The organism is Stagnimonas aquatica (assembly GCF_003730135.1).
GTDB lineage: Bacteria > Pseudomonadota > Gammaproteobacteria > Nevskiales > Nevskiaceae > Stagnimonas > Stagnimonas aquatica.
On record NZ_RJVO01000007.1, the window covers coordinates 159,916 to 177,668 of the forward strand.

The 17,753-nt window shown below is 68.9% G+C and carries 19 protein-coding genes and 1 tRNA gene; 4 read left to right on the forward strand and 16 right to left on the reverse strand.

Annotated elements, in window-relative coordinates:
- Window positions 1–81 precede the first annotated feature (81 nt).
- Entirely contained in the window at window positions 82–576 is a 495-nt protein-coding gene (gene tsaE / locus ED208_RS14280; RefSeq protein WP_123212597.1) for a tRNA (adenosine(37)-N6)-threonylcarbamoyltransferase complex ATPase subunit type 1 TsaE, read from the reverse strand.
- Complete coding sequence (locus ED208_RS14285) at window positions 573–2,069, reverse strand: NAD(P)H-hydrate dehydratase (protein WP_123212598.1); 1,497 nt, start codon at window positions 2,067–2,069, stop codon at window positions 573–575. Before ED208_RS14285 ends, tsaE begins: the two co-directional genes overlap by 4 nt.
- Here ED208_RS14285 and queG point away from each other — a divergent pair.
- Window positions 2,068–3,123 carry a tRNA epoxyqueuosine(34) reductase QueG gene (gene queG, locus ED208_RS14290; RefSeq protein ID WP_123212599.1) on the forward strand — a complete coding sequence of 352 codons (1,056 nt, stop codon included), beginning with the start codon at window positions 2,068–2,070 and terminating at the stop codon, window positions 3,121–3,123. The two genes, ED208_RS14285 and queG, sit on opposite strands and share 2 nt — an antisense overlap.
- 7 nt (window positions 3,124–3,130) lie before the next feature.
- On the opposite strand, the gene ED208_RS14295 is transcribed toward queG, so the two are convergent.
- From ED208_RS14295 to ED208_RS14350, 12 genes are all read right to left on the reverse strand, one after another.
- Entirely contained in the window at window positions 3,131–4,066 is a 936-nt protein-coding gene (locus tag ED208_RS14295; RefSeq protein WP_123212600.1) for a PA2778 family cysteine peptidase, read from the reverse strand.
- Between the two features lie 2 nt (window positions 4,067–4,068).
- Entirely contained in the window at window positions 4,069–4,446 is a 378-nt protein-coding gene (locus tag ED208_RS14300) for a PA2779 family protein (RefSeq protein ID WP_123212601.1), read from the reverse strand.
- 83 nt (window positions 4,447–4,529) lie between these two features.
- Complete coding sequence (pgi, locus tag ED208_RS14305) at window positions 4,530–6,158, reverse strand: glucose-6-phosphate isomerase (protein WP_123212602.1); 1,629 nt, start codon at window positions 6,156–6,158, stop codon at window positions 4,530–4,532.
- A gap of 67 nt (window positions 6,159–6,225) precedes the next feature.
- The gene (locus ED208_RS14310) at window positions 6,226–6,849 is read right to left on the reverse strand and encodes a TIGR02466 family protein (RefSeq protein WP_123212603.1); all 624 of its coding nucleotides are present in this window, start codon (window positions 6,847–6,849) and stop codon (window positions 6,226–6,228) included.
- A gap of 138 nt (window positions 6,850–6,987) precedes the next feature.
- On the reverse strand, window positions 6,988–7,371 hold the full coding sequence (gene panD, locus ED208_RS14315) for an aspartate 1-decarboxylase (RefSeq protein ID WP_123212639.1): 384 nt from the start codon (window positions 7,369–7,371) through the stop codon (window positions 6,988–6,990).
- Between the two features lie 207 nt (window positions 7,372–7,578).
- Complete coding sequence (panC, locus tag ED208_RS14320; RefSeq protein ID WP_123212604.1) at window positions 7,579–8,418, reverse strand: pantoate--beta-alanine ligase; 840 nt, start codon at window positions 8,416–8,418, stop codon at window positions 7,579–7,581.
- Entirely contained in the window at window positions 8,415–9,275 is an 861-nt protein-coding gene (panB, locus tag ED208_RS14325) for a 3-methyl-2-oxobutanoate hydroxymethyltransferase (RefSeq protein WP_123212605.1), read from the reverse strand. Before panB ends, panC begins: the two co-directional genes overlap by 4 nt.
- 61 nt (window positions 9,276–9,336) lie before the next feature.
- Window positions 9,337–9,984 (reverse strand): deoxynucleoside kinase, encoded by a 648-nt coding sequence (locus ED208_RS14330; RefSeq protein WP_199720627.1) that lies wholly within the window; start codon window positions 9,982–9,984, stop codon window positions 9,337–9,339.
- Entirely contained in the window at window positions 9,975–10,454 is a 480-nt protein-coding gene (folK, locus tag ED208_RS14335; protein ID WP_123212607.1) for a 2-amino-4-hydroxy-6-hydroxymethyldihydropteridine diphosphokinase, read from the reverse strand. The genes ED208_RS14330 and folK overlap by 10 nt, the downstream gene beginning before the upstream one ends.
- Entirely contained in the window at window positions 10,447–11,751 is a 1,305-nt protein-coding gene (pcnB, locus tag ED208_RS14340) for a polynucleotide adenylyltransferase PcnB (RefSeq protein ID WP_123212608.1), read from the reverse strand. Before pcnB ends, folK begins: the two co-directional genes overlap by 8 nt.
- 75 nt (window positions 11,752–11,826) lie before the next feature.
- A tRNA-Glu gene (locus ED208_RS14345) sits at window positions 11,827–11,902 on the reverse strand.
- 31 nt (window positions 11,903–11,933) lie between these two features.
- Window positions 11,934–12,479, reverse strand: coding sequence for a glutathione peroxidase (locus ED208_RS14350; protein WP_123212609.1), 546 nt, complete (start codon window positions 12,477–12,479; stop codon window positions 11,934–11,936).
- A gap of 83 nt (window positions 12,480–12,562) precedes the next feature.
- On the opposite strand from ED208_RS14350, the gene ED208_RS14355 reads away from it, so the two are divergent.
- Window positions 12,563–13,069, forward strand: a complete 507-nt coding sequence (locus ED208_RS14355) for an RDD family protein (protein WP_123212610.1) — start codon at window positions 12,563–12,565, stop codon at window positions 13,067–13,069.
- Window positions 13,070–13,075: 6 nt separating this feature from the next.
- On the opposite strand, the gene lptG is transcribed toward ED208_RS14355, so the two are convergent.
- The gene (lptG, locus tag ED208_RS14360) at window positions 13,076–14,140 is read right to left on the reverse strand and encodes an LPS export ABC transporter permease LptG (RefSeq protein WP_123212611.1); all 1,065 of its coding nucleotides are present in this window, start codon (window positions 14,138–14,140) and stop codon (window positions 13,076–13,078) included.
- A 200-nt stretch (window positions 14,141–14,340) separates the two neighbouring features.
- Between lptG and ED208_RS14365 the strand changes: the two genes are divergently transcribed.
- The gene (locus ED208_RS14365) at window positions 14,341–15,855 is read left to right on the forward strand and encodes a leucyl aminopeptidase (protein ID WP_123212612.1); all 1,515 of its coding nucleotides are present in this window, start codon (window positions 14,341–14,343) and stop codon (window positions 15,853–15,855) included.
- Window positions 15,856–15,876: 21 nt separating this feature from the next.
- On the forward strand, window positions 15,877–16,338 hold the full coding sequence (locus ED208_RS14370; RefSeq protein WP_123212613.1) for a DNA polymerase III subunit chi: 462 nt from the start codon (window positions 15,877–15,879) through the stop codon (window positions 16,336–16,338).
- On the opposite strand, the gene cysG is transcribed toward ED208_RS14370, so the two are convergent.
- Entirely contained in the window at window positions 16,335–17,753 is a 1,419-nt protein-coding gene (gene cysG, locus ED208_RS14375; protein WP_233575078.1) for a siroheme synthase CysG, read from the reverse strand. The genes ED208_RS14370 and cysG overlap by 4 nt on opposite strands.

The following is a 17,753-nucleotide window of genomic DNA, read 5'->3' on the forward strand; positions in this document are numbered from 1 at the left end:
ACCCAGATGGCCGGAAGATAGCGCCGCCACATTTGGCTTGCAACTTTTTTGTTATCCAAATCAGTCATCAAGGCCAACTTCTTAAAGTACAGACTGGCCTATTCCGGCGGCCAGCGCGGCGCCCCATGCGGCCGGCAGTTCCAGCTCGGCGCAGCGGCCCTCGCCGTCGGCGGCCAGGCGCAGGCACAGATCCGGGGCCGGCAGCACGCCCTGCCCGCGCTGCGGCCATTCCACCAGCCACCAGGCCGCCGGCGGCGCCTCGTCGAGCACGCTCAGGCCGTACAACTCCTCGGGCTCCGCCAGGCGGTAGAGGTCGAGATGCAGGATGCGCAAACCGCCCTCCAGCTCGTAGGGCTCGACCAGGGTGTAGGTCGGGCTGCGCACCGCGCCCTGCACGCCCAAGGTCCGCAGCAGGGCGCGCGCCAGGGTGGTCTTGCCGGCGCCCAGATCGCCTTCCAGCCAGATCATGCCGCCGGGCTGCCGGCGCAGCAGCGGTGCCAGCTCGGCGCCCAGGGCTTCGGTGGCGGCGCTGTCCGGCAACGCGCGGATCAGGGTCTGTCTCGCGGCCGGGATCATGGATTCACCAGCGGCCGCAGCGCGGCGATCAGGTCGGAGGGCAGCAGGCCGCGCGGGCCACCCCGGGCGGCGGCATCGCCGGCCAGGGCATGGATCAGCACACCCAACCGGGCGGCGTCCTCGGCGCCCAGGCCTTGGGCCAGCAGGCCGAGGATCACGCCGGTCAGTGCGTCGCCCATGCCGCCCACCGCCATGCCCGGATTGCCGTAGGGACACAGCCAGAGCTGCTCGCCGGCGACCAGACTGCCGGCCCCCTTGAGCACCACCACCGCGCCGTAGCGCGCGCGCAGAGCCTGCACGGCCGCGAGGCGGTCGGCCTGAACCTCGGCGGTGCCGCAGCCCAGCAGGCGCGCGGCTTCGCCGGGATGCGGCGTCAGCACGGTATTGGCCGACAACCGAAGCGGCTGCTCGGCCAGCAGATTCAGCGCGTCGGCATCCAGCACCGTCGGTGTCTCGCCGCTCCTGGCCGCCGAATAGAGCGCGCGGCCCCAGACGCCCTGCCCCAGTCCGGGGCCTAGGGCGATGGCTTTCGCAGCGGCGAGCTTCGTGCCCAGATCCTCGCTGGGGGTCCAGCCGGCCACCATCAGCTCCGGTTGGGCCGCGACCAGGGCGCCAGCGTGGCCGGCATGGGTCAGCACACTGACCAGGCCGGCGCCGCAGCGCAGCGCAGCGCGTCCGGCCATCAGGGCGGCGCCGGCCATGCCCTCGCCGCCAGCCAGCAGCAGCGCATGTCCGGACGCCCCCTTGTGCGCCTCGCGCGGCCGTGGCGGTAGGGCAGCGCGCAGCTCGCCGGCTTGCAGCAGACGAAACAGCGGCGCCTCCTCGGCGAACAGAGGGTCCGGCAACTCCAGACGGTCCAGCCGCAGGACACCACAATGGTCCGGCCCGGCCCCGAGAAAGCCGCCAGCCTTGTGGGCGATGAAGCTCAGCGTGCGCTGTGCTCGCACCGCCAGCCCCAGCGGCCGGCCATGGTCGGCGTCGAGGCCACTGGGGAGATCGACCGCCAGTACCCGCGCGCCCGCCTCGCTGGCGGCATTGATCGCGGCGATGGCCTCGGCCGCCGCACCTTCGACCGGCCGCGACAGGCCGGTGCCGAAGATGGCATCGGCGATCAGCACCAACCGGCCGCCATCGACCAGCGCATCGGCATGCCAGGCCTGCTCGCGGCCGCCGGCCTGATGCCAGTCGTCCAGGGCGCGCACCGCATCACCACGGCTGGGCGCGGCGCCCACCTGCCAGACCCGCAGCGGCCAGCCGGCGGCCAGCGCCAGCCGCGCCAGCACATAGCCGTCGCCGCCGTTGTTGCCGCTGCCGCAGAGCACATGCAGGCAGTCCGGCGGCGCGCCGCCGGACATCTTCCGCAGCTCCGCCCAGCAGGCGGCGCCGGCGCGCTGCATCAGCGTGTAGCCGGGCACGCCCAGTTGCTGCTGGGCACGCTCGTCCAGCGACCTTGATTGCCGGGCCGAATACACTGCGCGCGCCATGTCTTCCATGCCGCCATTCTACGAACTACCGCAACGCATCAAGGCCTGGGCGCAGGAACTGGGATTCGCCGACGCCGGCATCGCCGAACTGAGCCTGGATGCCGACCGCGATCATCTCCAGCGCTGGCTGGACGAGGGCCTGCACGGCCAGATGGCGTTCATGGGCCGCGATCTCGACAAGCGCGTGCATCCCGAGGGCCTGCGCCCCGGCACCCTGTCGGTGATCAGCCTGCGCCTGGACTACCGGCCGCAGGCGGAGGCGGCGCAGGCGGTGCTCGACGACGGCGAGCGCGCCTACATTTCCCGCTACGCCCTGGGCCGGGATTACCACAAGCTGATGCGCGGCCGCCTGCTCAAGCTCGGTGCGCGGCTGGAACAGGCCGTGGGGCCGCACGGCTACCGGGTACTCACCGACTCCGCGCCGGCGCTGGAAAAAGCGCTGGCGCGCAATGCCCGGCTGGGCTGGATCGGCAAGAACACCCTGCTGCTCAACCGCAAGGCCGGCTCCTGGTTCTTTCTCGGCGAGATCTACACCGACCTGCCGCTGCCGGCGAACGCTCAGGCGCCAAGCAGCAACCACTGCGGCAGTTGCAGCGCCTGCCTGGATGTCTGCCCGACCAAGGCCTTCGTCGCGCCCTACCGGCTGGACGCGCGCAAGTGCATCAGCTATCTCACCATCGAACACCGCGGCGCCTTTCCCCTGGAGTTGCGCGCGGCCATCGGCAACCGGGTGTTCGGCTGCGACGACTGCCAACTGGTCTGCCCCTGGAACCGCTACGCCCAGCCCACCGCCGAAGCCGACTTCGCGCCGCGCCACGGCCTCGATACCGCCAAGCTGGTGGAGCTGTTCGGCTGGGACGAGGCCACCTGGCTGCGCAAGACCGAGGGCATGGCACTGCGCCGGCTCGATCACGCCCGCTGGCTACGCAATCTCGCCATCGGCCTGGGCAATGCGCCGCGTTCCAACGAGGTACTGTCCGCCTTGCGGGCGCGCGCCGAGCACCCGGACGAAGCCGTGCGCGAGCACGTGCGCTGGGCCCTGGAACAGCAGGGCGCGGGCTGAAGCCGCTCTACGGTGCGGCTGGATCGGGGCAGGCCGCGGCCGGCGCCGCCGAGATTTCCGCGATGGTCTGGCCCAGGCTGGCCGCCAGCGCCGGTGGCAGAGCCGCCAGATCAAACTTCGCCAAGGCCGTGCGCGCCGCCGTGGCGCAGCCGCGCGCCCATTCGACGTTGGCCAGATTGTTGGCATAGGCCGCGTTGTCCGGCTCCAGCGCCACCGCCTTCCTCAGTGCCTGCACCGATGCGGCCAGATCGCCGGCGGCGTAGCGCTCGGCGCCCAACGCCGCCTGCACCAGCGCCTGCTCGGGCCAGCGCTGCGCGGCGACACGGTAGGCGGTCGCGGCCAGCGGCGGCGCGCTGCGTTCCAGGGGCGCGGCTGCGGCAATCCAGTCCGGCGGCCGCACCGGCTCGGGTATCTGCTCGGGCCGGCTGACCAGCAAGGCCCAGCGTCCGGCCCAGTCCCAGCGACGCAGGAAGCTGCGCCGGCTGTAGCGACTCGGCTCAGCCTTGCCATCGTTCAGCAGATAGCCCTGCTCCGGGTCGTAGCCGACCAGCACCGCGTAGTGCCAGACCGGATAGCTGCGGACGCCGAGATTGAGCAGCACCAGCGGCGGCAGACCGTCGCGCAGGGCGGCGATCAGCGCCGCCTCCTCGGCTGGCAGTTGCACCGGCAGGCGCCCATGCCGGCGGGTCTGCGCCAACAGTTCGACCTGCAGGGAGCCGCCACGCGCGGGGATGAACAGATCCTTTTTCAGCGCCTCGGGACTGGTTTCAACGCCCGACGCCTGCAAGGCGCTGGACAAGGCCGCTGGCCCGCATTGCAGCTCTTCCTGCGCATGGGCCGGCACCCCGACCAGCTGCACCGCCTCAGCCACCGGTGACGGTGGCAGGGCGGCGCAACCGGCGAGGGTCAGACCCAGCGCCAGCCACAGCGGGCGCAGGTCCATCCTCAGATGCGGCTGAAGATGTTGGTGACGCCCACCAGTTCCAGAATCAGCAGCACCACAAACACCACGCCGATCAGGCCGAACACGTCACCGCCAGCCGGCTGCTGATCGAGGGTGGCGGCCACGCGCTGGATTTCCTCATCGCTCATCGCCGCCGCGCGGCTCTTCGCCTGCACCGGGTCCACGCCCCAGGCAGTGAGCTGCTGTTGCACGTCCTCCCGGGACAGCAGGTTTTGCAGACGGGCCTCGGTATCCGCGCGCTGCGACTGCGCCGCCAGGCGCTCGGTGCCGATCATGGCTGCCGGCGACACGCCGGGCGTACCCATCAGGATCAAGCCAGCGCTCAGCACCACGGCAAGGGGAGATTTGAAGTTCTTCATTGGCCACTCCTGGGAAAGACAGGCTGTCGGACTGACAGCTTCGGCATGGTCCCCTGCGCGGGATGAATCGAACCTGAAAGCCTTCAGCCCCCGAGGCCAAGACGCGCCAGCAAGCTCGCGGTGCTGGCGTCACCCGCCACCGCCTCGCCATCCATGACCCGCAGGATGCGACCGGCCAATTGCTTGCCCAGCTCCACGCCCCACTGGTCGAAGGGATTGAGCTGCCAGATCACGCTCATCACGAAGGTGCGGTGCTCGTAGAGCGCGAGCAGCGCGCCGAGGTGAAAGGCATCCAGCCGTGGCAGCAGCAGCGTGTTGGAGGGTCGGTTGCCGGCGAATACCCGATGCGGGATCGCCGCCTCCAGCGCTTCGCCCTGCATGCCCTTGGCGATGAGCTCGGCACGCACCTCCTCGGCACTCTTGCCCTGCATCAGCGCCGCCGACTGCGCCAGGCCGTTGGCCAGCAGCAGGCGGTTCAGCTCGGGATAGGGATGATCGGCCTGCTGCACCAGCAGGAAATCCACCGGATGCGCCACGCTGCCCTGATGCAGCATCTGGAAATAGGCGTGCTGACTGTTGGTGCCGACATCGCCCCAGAGCGCCGGAGTGGTGGTGTAGTCGAGCGGCTCGCCGTCGCGATTGACGCTCTTGCCGTTGCTCTCCATCTCCAACTGCTGGAGCCAGGGAACGAATTTCTCCAGCCGCTGCGCATAGGGCGCGATCACCTGGTCGGCGCTACCCAGAAAGTTGCTATTCCAGACCGCGATCAGACCGAGCAGCACCGGCAGGTTCCGCGCCAGCGGCGCGCTGCTGAAGTGCTGGTCCATGGCATGGGCACCAGCGAGCAGGGCGTCGAACCGGTCCGGCCCTAAGCCGAGCAGGATCGACAGACCGACCGCGCTCCACAGCGAGTAGCGACCGCCAACCCAGTCCCAGAAACCGAACATGTTGTCGGCGGCAATGCCGAAACGCCGCACCGCCTCGGCGTTGGTCGACACCGCGACGAAATGCTTCGGGATGGCCGCCTCGCCCAGCGCTTGCAGCAGCCAGTCGCGGGCGGCGCAGGCATTGGCCATGGTCTCCTGGGTGCCAAAGGTCTTGCTGACCACCACGAACAAGGTGGTTTCCGGCCGCAGTCCGGCCAGCGCCGCGTGCAACTGGGCGCCATCGACGTTGGCGACGAAGTGCAGCCGGGGGCCGTCCGCGAACGGCGCCAGCGCCTCGCAAACCATGCGCGGCCCGAGATCGGAGCCGCCGATGCCGATGTTGACCACGTCGCGGATCGGCTCGCCAGTGGCGCCGGTCCAGACGCCGCCGCGCACCGCCTCGGCAAAGGCGCGCATGCGGTCGCGCACGGCATGGACCTCGGGCAGCACATTGCGGCCGGCGATGGTCATCACCGCCTCGCGCGGCGCCCGCAAGGCCATGTGGTAGGCGGCGCGTCCCTCGGTGTGGTTGACCGCATCGCCGGCGAACAGGCGGGCGATCCAGCCTTCCAGGTCCTGCTGGCCGGCGAGTTGCAGCAGCAGCTCGACGGTCTCGCCGCTCAGCCTTTGCTTGGAGTAGTCGAGATAGAGCCCGACAGCCTCGGCGGCCAGGGCCGTCGCGCGGCCGGCATCCAGGGCAAAAAGCTCGTTCAGGGAGACCTGGTTGATGGCCTGGGCATGGGCCTGTAGCGCTCGCCAGGCGGCGCTTGCGGTGAGTGCGGACATCCCTGGATGTGTTTCAGCGGTTATCGGTTTGCCCAGAGCTTACGCGAGGCGCCGCCAGCGCCGGAAGTCACTGCATCCAGTGATAGTTGAAGCTGATGCTCACCCGCTCCGCAGACACCGGATTGGCCGGCACCTCGTGGCGCAGCCAGCTTTCGAACAGGATCAGATGGCCGGCCTGCGCCGGGTAGCTGATATGCGGCTGCTGCGCCGGATCGGCGTCGGCGCGGCGCATCGGCGCCGCCATCAGCCGCGACAGGCGCGGGTCCTCGAACTTGAGCCCGGGGCAGCCGCGCGGCGTCTTCACGTAGTAGGTGCCGCTGATCACTGCCTGCGGATGCAGATGAAAGCTGTGGGCGCAGCCCTTGGGCATCACATTGACCCAGCAGTCGGTCATCGCCAGACGACCGCCGCCGAGATCCCAGCCCAGTGCCTTGGCGTAGCTACGCACCTGCCGGTCAATGCGCCGCTCCAGGTCCATGAAGCTGGACGAGAACTGGTGCAGGCGGTCCATCGAACCGTAGCTGGTGTAGCCGCCCGGGTAGTTCTTGGCCGACCACTGCCGACCGGCGCGGTCGAACTCGCGCAACTGGGCGACTTCGCGCAGCAACTCGGCGTTGTAGGCCTCGGCACCTTGACGCAGCAGCGGCGCATGGTGGATCAGGGTCGGGAACCAGCTTTTGATATTGGCCATGGGCGGATAAAGAAACGCCCGCTGGGAGCGGGCGTTGTAAAAGAAGGTTCAGTTGCTCATCGAGACCAACCAGCGACATGGCGCCCAGCCTCAAGCCGGGCAGCCTTCGACTTGCGCGCTGCTACGCGGCGCGGGGCCTCAGGCGGCCATCTGCACCGGAATGGTGTTGGCGGTGCGCTCGACACCGTTCTGGTCGTTGCAATAGATCAGGCGCGGCTTGTAGCTGCGGGCCTGGGCCTCGTCCATGTCGGCGTAGATGGCGATGATCGCCTTGTCGCCGACCCGCGCCTTGTGGGCGGCGGCGCCGTTCACCGAGATGATGCCGGAGCCTTCCTCGGCGCGGATCGCATAGGTGGTGAAACGCTCGCCGTTGCTGACGTTGTAGATCTGGATCTGCTCGAACTCCAGGATGCCGGCGAGATCCAGCAGCTTGCCGTCGATGGCGCAGGAGCCGTCGTAGTCGAGTTCGGAGTGGGTGACGCGAACGCTGTGCAGCTTGCACTTGAGCATGGTGAGACGCATGGCTGGCTTCCTCTTGCCGGGATCGGCGTTGGCGGCCCAATAAGACATGCGCCTTCGCCGTAACGTTATTCAAGCAAGCGGGCGGCCCACTAAGACATACGCCCGGTCCGCGATGTCGCCATCGCGAGGTGTCCGTGACGCTTCCGTCACGAATTTCGACATTAGTTTAGATCAAACCGGACTTCCTTCAAACCTCAGCGGCCTGCCTCAGGACAGGCTCAGATTGTCGATCAGCCGGGTCTGCCCCAGGTAGGCGGCCACCAGCAGCACCCAGGCCGCATCGGTCTCGGCCGGCGGCTGAAGATCGGGCCGCCGGATGGCGACATATTGCGGACGGAAGCCGGCACGTTGCAGGCTGCCCGCCGCCTCGGACTGCAAGGCCAGGTAGTCCCGGCGTCCCTGGCGCAGGCCTTCGGCCATGGCCTGCAGCACCCGATGGACGGTCGCCGCCCTGCCCCGCTCCTCGGCATTCAGGTACTGGTTCCGCGAAGACAGCGCCAGGCCATCGGCATCGCGCAGGGTCGGCACGCCGACCACTTCGATGGGCAGACAGAGGTCGGCGACCATCTGCCGGATCACCGCCAGCTGCTGGTAGTCCTTCTGCCCGAACAGGGCGAGGTCGGGCTGCACCAGGTTGAACAGGATATTGACCACCGTCGCCACCCCTTCGAAATGCCCGGGGCGGAATTCGCCTTCCAGCATCTCGGTGACGCCATTCACCCGTACCGTGGTGTGACCAACGCCTTGGGGATAGACCTCCGCGACGCTGGGCGCGAACAGCAGATCGCAGCCGGCGGCGCTGAGCTTCTCGGTGTCGGCAGGCAGGCTGCGCGGGTAGCGGCCGTAGTCTTCATTGGGCCCGAACTGCAGGGGATTCACGAACACGCTGGCCACCACCCGCCGCGCCCGCTGCCGGCCCTGGCGCACCAGCTCGATGTGTCCGGCGTGCAGATTGCCCATGGTCGGCACGAAGGCGACGGTCTCGCCGGCGCGCCGCCACTCCCGGCATCGCTGGCGCAGCTCGGCGACCGTGTGGACGACGATCATGGCTTGGCGCCGGCCGGCAGGTCGAAGCAATGCTCGGGCGCCGGGTAGGCTCCCGATTTGACCTCACGGACGTAGTCGGCAATGGCGGCCTCGATCAGCCCGCCCTTTTCGCCACGCGCGACGGCGCCCGGCATGTAGTTCTTCACAAAGCGCGGGGTACGCCCCAGGGTGACCTGCGGGGAGATGCCCAGCAGGTCCTGGAGAACAAGAATCTGACCATCGACGCCCGCACCGGCGCCGATGCCGATCACCGGCACCGGCGACTCGGCGGTGATGCGCGCGCCCAGCCCGGCCGGGATGCATTCCAGCAGCAGCAGATCGGCGCCGGCCTCGGCCAGCACCTGCGCGTCGTGGAGCATGGCTTCGGCGGCCGCGTCTTCACGACCCTGCACCTTGAAGGCACCCATCTTGTGGATGAACTGCGGTTGCAGGCCGAGATGCGCGCAGACCGGCACGCCGCGCACCGACAGGTATTCGACGATGGAGGCCTGCTCGCGGCCGCCTTCCAGCTTCACCATCTTGGCGCCGCCCTGCTGCATCAGCCGCTGGCTGGAATCGAGCGCGCGGTCCAGCGTGGCATAGCTCAGAAACGGCAGATCGGCGATCAGGAAGGCGCGCTTCAGATGCGGCGCCACCGCCTTGGAGTGGTAGACGATGTCGTCCACCGTCACCGGCGTGGTGGTGTTGCCGCCGTGGATGACCATGCCCAGGGAGTCGCCGATCAGCACCACGTCGACGCCAGCGCGGTCTTCGAGCAGGGCGAAGCTGGCGTCGTAGGCGGTCAGGCAGGCGATCTTCTCGCCGGCCTCGCGCATCTTGCGCAGCTCGGCGACGTGCAGCGGTTTGATGGTTTCCATGCGCGGCGTTCAGGCCCGGGAAAAACGGGCGCGGACTATAACAAACGGGCTGAGACCGGCCTCAGAGCAACTCGGCCTGACGCAGCCGGCTGTAGCCGCGCGGCCGGGCCAGGGCGGCGAGCAGCTCCTGGTACAGCTCGGGCTGGGCCACCAGGTCCACTTGCGAGACATCCACCTCGATCACCGGCGCCGCCTGATAGCGGCCAAAAAAGCGGGCGTAGCGGGCGCTCAGGTCTTCCAGATAGCGGGCGTCGATACTGGCCTCGTAGTCGCGGCCACGGCGGGCGATACGCGCCAGCAGGGTCTCGACTGGCCCCGTGAGGTAGATCACCGCATCCGGCGCGGGCACATCCCAGGCCAGGCGCTGGAACAGGGCTTCGTAGAGCGTCAGGTCGGCCGGCGACAGGGTCAGCTCGGCGAACAGCCGGTCCTTGTCGAACAGGAAATCGGCGACCCAGTGGCGGTCGAACAGGTCGCCTTGCTGGAAGGTCTCGACCTGGCCGGCGCGTTGCAGCAGGAAGCCCAGCTGCGCCGGCAGCGCGCCGCCGACCGGATCACGGTAGAAGCGCGGAAGGAAGGGATTGTCCTCCGGCTTTTCCAGCAGCAGGCGGGCGCCGGTGTCGGCGGCCAGGCGGCGCGCCAGCGTGGTCTTGCCAGCCCCAATCGGCCCCTCCACCACCAGATACGGCAGACGCGGACTCAGGCCCAAGGCGCGATCTCCCAATGCGGCAGCGCCGCCAGGCGGGCACTGATCGGGCCGTGCCCTGGCAGCTCCAGCGCCGGCGCGATCTCGGCCAGGGGTTGCAGCACGAATACGCGGTTGGCCAGCTCGGGATGCGGCAACTTCAGACGCTCGTCGTCGATCCGGCAGTCGCCGTGCAGCAATAGGTCGAGGTCGAGATAACGCGCGCCCCAGCGCTCACCGCGCACGCGGCCGGCGTCCCGCTCGATGGCCTGCAAATGATCCAGCAAGGCATGAGGCTCCAGGCCGGTTTCCAGCGCCGCCACCGCGTTGCAGTAATCCGGCTGCCCCGCCGGCCCCAACGGCGCGCTGCGGTAGAGGCGCGAGCGCGCCGGCAGACGGGTTTCAGGCAGTTGCGCCAGGCGGTTCAGGGCAGCTTCGATCTGCAAGGCCGGCTCGCCGAGGTTGGCCCCCAGCGCGACGTAGGCCTTAAGCATCCGCCGGCGCACCACCACGGCGGCGACCGCTGCGTCGGCGGCGCTTCTTGGGCGGCGCGGCGCCAGCGACTTCCGGGGCATCGTCGCCCCCCTCATCCGGCTGTTCCGGCAGCACCGCCCCGGACTGCGCCGCCGTCCACCAGCGGGCGATCTGCGGATCGGCATCGCCGGTCTCGGCACGCAGCACCAGAAAGTCGTAGGCCGCACGGAAGCGCGGATGCGCCAGCAGGCGCTTGGGCTTATTGCCCTGCAACTGGTCGAAGCGCGGCTGCAACTCCCAGATCTCCTGCATGGGCAGGGAGAAGCGCTTGGGAATGGTCACCTGCTGGCAGGCGCGGGCGATGGCTTCGTTGGAAGCCTGCGCCAGCGCGGCATTTGGGTGATGCCCCTGCTCGGACTGCAACTGCACGAAGCGCTCGGCCACCACCGGCCAGAGCAGGGCGGCGTAGAGGAAGGCCGGCGTCACCGGCAGCTCGGCTTCGATGCGCGCGGCGGTGTTGGCCAGCGCGCGCTCGACGAAGCCGGCCATCGCCGGGTAGCGCTGCAAGGTGGCCTCGGCGTCCGGGAACATCTGGCCGTACAGGCCGTAGGCACGCAGGCCACGGAAATTGGCCACCGCCTCGCGGCTCATCAAGAGCTTGATGATCTCGTCGAACAGCCGCGCCGGCGGAATCTCGCGCAGCAGCGGCGCCAGGCGGTAGATCGGCTCGGCGGTGTTCGGCTCGACGTCGAAGCCCAGCTTGTTGCTGATGCGCACCGCCCGCAGCATGCGTACCGGGTCTTCGCGGTAGCGCAGCTCGGGGTCGCCGATGAGGCGCAGCACCCGGTCCTGCACGTCCTCGACGCCACCGACGTAGTCGACCACCGAGTAGTCGCGAATGTCGTAGTACAGGGCGTTGACGGTGAAATCGCGCCGGAAGGCGTCGGATTCCAGATTGCCGTACTGGTTGTCGGAGAGGATGCGGCCGGTCTCGTCGCGCTCGTGACTATCGGTGATCGCGCCCCGGAAGGTGGTCACCTCGATGATCTCGTCACCGAAGCGGACATGGGCGATCACGAAGCGGCGGCCGATCAGGCGGGCGTTGCGGAACACCCGGCGCATCTCTTCCGGATGCGCGCTGGTGGCGATGTCGAAGTCCTTGGGCTCGATGCCGGCCAGGATGTCGCGCACCGCCCCACCCACCAGATGCGCCTCGTGGCCAGCGTCACGCAGGCCGTAGAGCACCTTCAGTGCGGCGGGGGAAATCAGCTTGCGCGAGACCGGGTGGTCTTCGCGAGGAATGCGGCGGGGTTCCAAACGGGATCGACCAGGGTGGTAAACGAAAAAGGTTTGCCGGAGCAAACCTTTTTGGGGACCAGAAACAACGAAATCTGGCGCTCCTACCGGGATTCGAACCCGGGTTTAAGCCTTGAGAGGGCTCCGTCCTAGGCCTCTAGACGATAGGAGCAAGGCGCGCATTGTAGCGGCGGCCGAGGCAATCAGCTACCCGGTTTGGCGAGTTCGGCCTCGATCACCCGCACCAGCCCCGGGTCGCCCGGCTTGACCCGGCTGCCGTAGTGCGCCACCGCCTTGCCGTCGCGGCCGATCAGATACTTGTTGAAGTTCCAGGACGGCGCCTCGCCGGTGCGCTCCTTGAGGCGCACGAATAGAGGATGGGCGCCCGCGCCCTTCACCTCGGTCTTCGCGAACATCGGGAAGCTAACGCCGTAGTTGGCTTGGCAGAATTTCTGGATCTCCTTGTCGTCATCGAACTCCTGCTCGAGAAACTGCCCGGAGGGAAAGCCGAGCACCACCAGGCCACGGTCCCGGTAGGTCTTGTAGAGCTGTTCCAGCCCTTCGTACTGGGGCGTAAAACCGCAGTGGCTGGCGACGTTGACCACCAGCACCACCTTGCCGGCATAGCTCTGGCAGAGATTCTCGGTCTTGCCCAGCAGGCGGCGACCGGCAAAGTCGAGATCGGTCTGCGCGCAGTCGAGCGCGAAGGCGGGGGCGGCGATCAACAGCAGCAAGGCGGCAAGGCGCATGGGAGATTCTCGGAGTGGGGCAATCGGCGATTCCTGGGTGACAATACTGGTCTGGACCCCGTTCTGGATGCGAGCCTGTTCCGATGACCGACCTGGTATTGCCGGCACCGCTGTGGCGCCGTCTGGTGGCCCTGGCCTACGACGGCCTGCTCTACGTCGCCCTGCTGATGGCGGGTCTGGTGCTGGCCATCCCCTTCGTGGCCTTCGTGGTCGCGGACGACGCCCGCACGCCGCTGCACAACTACGTGATCCTGCAGGCGTATGGCTTTGTGGTCGGCGCCGGCTTCTTCGGCTGGTCCTGGACCCGCGGAGGGCAGACGCTCGGCATGCGCGTCTGGCGGCTGCAGGTGCGGCGCCTGGACGGCGCGCGGCTACGCTGGCCGGTGGCCATTCTGCGCTTCGCCGCCGGCCTGGTTCCGGTCCTCGCCGGCCTCTGGCTGGGCAAGCAGTTTGGAGCGACCGCCTACGGCGCCGCCCTGCTCGGCTACCTGCCCTGTCTGCTGTCCAGCCGTGGCCAGGCCTTCAACGATCTGATCGCCGGCACCGAGGTAGTGGAACTGCCCAGGCCGGTCGCGCCGCCAGCGGCCTGAGCCGGCTCAACGCAGCCGACTGATCCGCCAGCAGCCCAGCAGCGCCCAGACCAGGGTCGGCGTGCCGGCAGCCAGCAGCGGCGGCCAGCCATAGATCTGTCCCAGGCTCAGGCTCACCCGATTGACCACGTAGAAGCCAACGCCGAGCAGGATGCCGATCAGCAGGCGCTGGCCGGCACCGCTGTCGCGCAGGCCGCCGAAGGCAAACGGCACCGCGAACAGCGCCATCGCCATCACCGTCAGTGGTTCGATCAGCTTGCGCCAGAGCTGCAGGCGGTATTGCTGGGCATCGAGCTGGTTTTCATCCAGATAGCCGATCAGCCGGCGCAGGCCACCGACCGAGATCGCCTGCGCCTCCAGAACATAGAGCTTCAGCACATTGGGAGTGACCGCGCCGCGCCACTCGCTGGTGGCCCGCTGCGCGGTTTCGGCGCGGCCGTCCTCGATTATCCGGGTCTCGCGCACCCCCGACAGCTGCCAGCGGCCGTCGTGATACTCGGCGGCATCAGCGGCCAACACCTGACTGAGGCGGAAGTCCGGCCCCAGACGATAGATCTCCACGCCCTCGGCACGGTCCTCGGCCAAAAGGCTGCGGATGCGCAGCACCTGGTCGCCATCGCGCAGCCAGACCGCCCTGCCCGCCGCCACCGGGACGCCGCGCGCCCTGGCCTTGACCTCGTCCGCCGCCCGTTCGCCGGCCGGGGCGAGCACCTCGCTGACCAGCCAGCCGGCCGCACCGAGCACGGCACCCGCGAACAGCGTCGCCACCGCGATCTTGGCCACCGAGAAACCGGCGGCGCGCATCGCCGTCAGCTCGCCCTGTCCGGAAAGGATACCCAGGCCCATCAGCGCGCCGATCATGGCGATGATGGGCATCTGCAAGGCCAGGCCGGTGGGCAGCTGCAGCAGCGTGGTCTGCAGCAACTGCACCACGCCAAAGCCGCCCTTGCCGGTCTCGTCGGCCTCGGTCACCAGGCTGATGAAGCTGTAGATGGACAGCATCGCCAACGCCACCACGGCGGTGGTGCCCAGCACGTGGCGGACGATATGCAGGGTCAGCAGGCGCGGCATCGGAGCAGGGAAAGCGGTACGGGGTAGCCATCATCGCCGAATCGGGGCAGCAGGCGCGACCTGCTATCCGCGCCGCCGTGGCGGCAGTAAAATTCAGGAAACCACCGATTTCTGGTGCGCATCGCAGTTTTGGCCACGGATTTTCCATTTTCGACGCGCAGCCATCACCAACCCCCTGACCGATTCACTACTTTCCGACCATGGAATATTTCGTCAAAAGCGGCAATCCCGAGAAGCAGCGCGTCGCCTGCGTGATCGTCGGCATCTATGACCGCCGCAGCCCCTCCGACCCCGCCGAGGTGATCGACAAGGCGGCCGACGGGCTGATCGGCGGCATCATGCGCCGTGGCGACATGGACGGAAAACTCGGCTCCACCCTGGTGCTGCACAACGTCCCTGGCGTGTTCGCCGACCGGGTGCTGCTGGTCGGCCTGGGCAAGCAGCGCGATTTCGACGAAACCGCCTTCCGCAAGGCCAACGTCGCCGCCGCCCGCGCGCTGCGCGGGGCCACCGGCGCCATCGACGCGGTCAGCTACCTGACCCACCTGGAGGTCAAGGGCCGCGATTTTCACTGGAACGTGCAGCAGGCCACCCTGGTCACCGAGGACGCCTATTACCGCTTCGACGCCATGAAGGGCGCCCAGGCCCGCGAGGCGCTGCCGGCCTACAAGCTGGAGCGGCTGACCTTCGACGTGCCGCGTCGCTCCGACCTGCCCTCTGGCGAGAAAGGGCTGGCCGAGGCCCTGGCGATCGCCAAGGGCGTGGCGCTGGCCAAGGATCTCGGCAATCTGCCGGGCAATGTCTGCACCCCCAGCTACCTGGCCGAAACCGGGCTGAAGCTGGCGGCGGAGTCGGGCGGCCTGATTAGCACCCGCATCCTCGAAGAAGCCGATATGGAAAAGCTGGGCATGGGCTCGCTGCTGTCGGTGAGCCGTGGCTCGCGCCAGCCGGCCAAGCTGATCGTCATGGAGTACCGTCAGGGCCCGGCCGGCGAGAAGCCGGTGGCGCTGGTCGGCAAGGGGCTCACCTTCGACGCCGGCGGCATCAGCCTGAAGCCGGGCGCGAAGATGGACGAGATGAAGTTCGACATGTGCGGCGGCGCCTCGGTGTTCGGCACCTTCAAGGCCTTGAGCCTGCTGAAGCTGCCGATCAACGTGGTGGCGGTGGTTGCCGCCTCCGAGAACCTGCCCGACGGCCAGGCCAGCAAGCCCGGCGACATCGTCACCAGCATGGCCGGCATCACCATCGAGGTGCTCAACACCGATGCCGAGGGCCGGCTGATCCTCTGCGACGCGCTGACCTATACCGAGCGCAGCTTCGACCCGGCGGTGTGCATCGACATGGCCACCCTCACCGGCGCCTGCGTGATGGCCCTGGGCCAGTTCCCCTCCGGCCTGTTCAGCAACACTCCCGGCCTCGCCCGCGCCCTGCTCAACGCCGGCGAACAGATCGGCGACCGCGCCTGGGAGCTGCCGCTGTGGCCGGAGTACGAAGAGAACATCCGCAGCGAGTTTGCCGACATCGCCAACATCGCCACCAAGGGTGAAGGCGGCGGCGCGATCATCGGCGCCACCTTCCTGCACAAGTTCACCAAGAAGATGAAGTGGGCGCACCTCGACATCGCCGGCACCGCCTGGCTGGGCAAGAAGGGCACTGGCCGGCCGGTGCCGCTGCTCACCCAGTACCTGCTGAACTACGCGGCGAAAGAGGAATAAACCCGACGCGCCCGCGCCGCCATGACCCGCGTTGATTTCTACATCCTGCCCGAGCAGGGCGGCAGCGATCCGCTGTCGGCAGCGGTGCGTCTCTGCGACAAGGCGGCGGCGGCCGGACACCGGCTCTACGTGACCGCCAGCGATCCGGCCCGCCTGGACGCGCTGGGCGACCTGCTCTGGACCCAGCGCCAGGGCAGTTTTCTGGCACACGAGCGCTATCTGCATGCGGCGCCGGTGGAGCCGCTGCCGCAGGTGCTGCTGGGCGAAAGCGAGCCCCCCGAGGGCTGGCAGGACATCCTGCTGACCCTGTGCGCGCAGGTACCGGCCTATTTCAGCCGCTTCGAGCGGGTGCTGGAGATCGTGCCGGGCGACGCCGAAAGCCGTGCCCACTGCCGCGAGCGCTTCAAGTTCTACCGCGAGCGCGGTTACGAGCTGCGCAGCTTCGAGCAGACCGCCGAAGGCGGCTGGAAGCAGAAGGTCTAGGGCGAACCCTCGCCGCCAGCCCCGGAAGCTGCGCCGCGGAACCAGTCCAGCTGCTCGCGCAGACGCACCACCTCGCCGACGATCAGCAGCGAGGCGCCGCTGGGGGCCAGGGCCGTCACCTTGGCCGGCAAATCCGCGAGCGTGCCGGTGAGCACCCGCTGGCTGGGCTGGGTGCCGTCCTCGACCAGGGCCGCCGGCCAGTCCGCCGGCAGGCCGTGCGCGATCAGTTCGGCGCAGATGCGCGGCAGCGTCGTCACCCCCATGTAGAACACCACGGTCTGACCGGGCCGCGCCAACTGATCCCAGTGCAGGCGCAACTCGCCGTCGGCGCGGGCATGGCCGGTGACGAAGATGCAGGCCTGGGCGTAGTCGCGGTGGGTGAGCGGGATGCCGGCGTAGGCGGCACAGCCGGCGGCGGCGGTCACGCCGGGCACCACCTGAAAGGGAATCCCGTGGGCAGCCAGCTCGGCGATCTCCTCGCCACCACGCCCGAAGATGAAGGGATCGCCACCCTTGAGCCGCAGCACGCGCTTGCCCTGCCGGGCCAGCCGCACCAGCTCGGCGTTGATCTCGTCCTGCGGCACCGTGTGCTGGTTGCGGCGCTTGCCGACGAAGATGCGTTCGGCATCGCGGCGCACCAGGTCGAGGATCGCCGGCGCCACCAGCCGGTCGTGCAGCACCACGTCGGCCTGCTGCATCAACCGCAGAGCGCGGAAGGTGAGCAGATCAGGGTCGCCCGGGCCGGCGCCGACCAGATAGACCTCGCCAGCCGCCGCTCCAGGCGCAGCGGTGAGCAGCTCCGCAAACAGGCTCTCCGCCGCCTCCACGCGCCCGGCCAGCAGCCGCTCGGGGCCGGCGCCATCGAGGAAGCGCTCCCAGAGCGCGCGCCGCTGCAGCAGCGGCAGGGCCTTCACCCGCGCGCGCTGCTGCTCCATGAACTGCGCGATACGGCCGTAGCCGGCCGGCAGCCAGGTCTCGATACGCTCGCGCAGCCGCCGGGCCAACACCGGCGCCGCACCACCGGTGGCGATGGCAATGCTGATCGGCGCCCGGTCGACGATGGCCGGCGTGATGAAGCTGGACGGGACGGGGTCGTCGACCACGTTGACCAGCACGCCAGCGGCATCCGCAGCCGCAGCGACCCGGCGATTGAGGGCGGGATCGTCGGTGGCGGCGATCACCAACCGGCAGCCCGGCAGTTGGTCCGGATCGAATTCGGCACCGAGGTAGTGCAGGCGGCCCTGATCGCGCAGCGCGGTCAGTTCGGCATTCAGCTCCCGCGCCACCAGCTCCAGACGCGGTTCGGCCCGTTGCAGCAAACGAATCTTGCGGGCCGCGACCTCGCCACCGCCAATCACCAGCACCCTGGCGCCAGCGAGGCGCAGGGTGACCGGAAACCAGGCATTGGCGCTCAC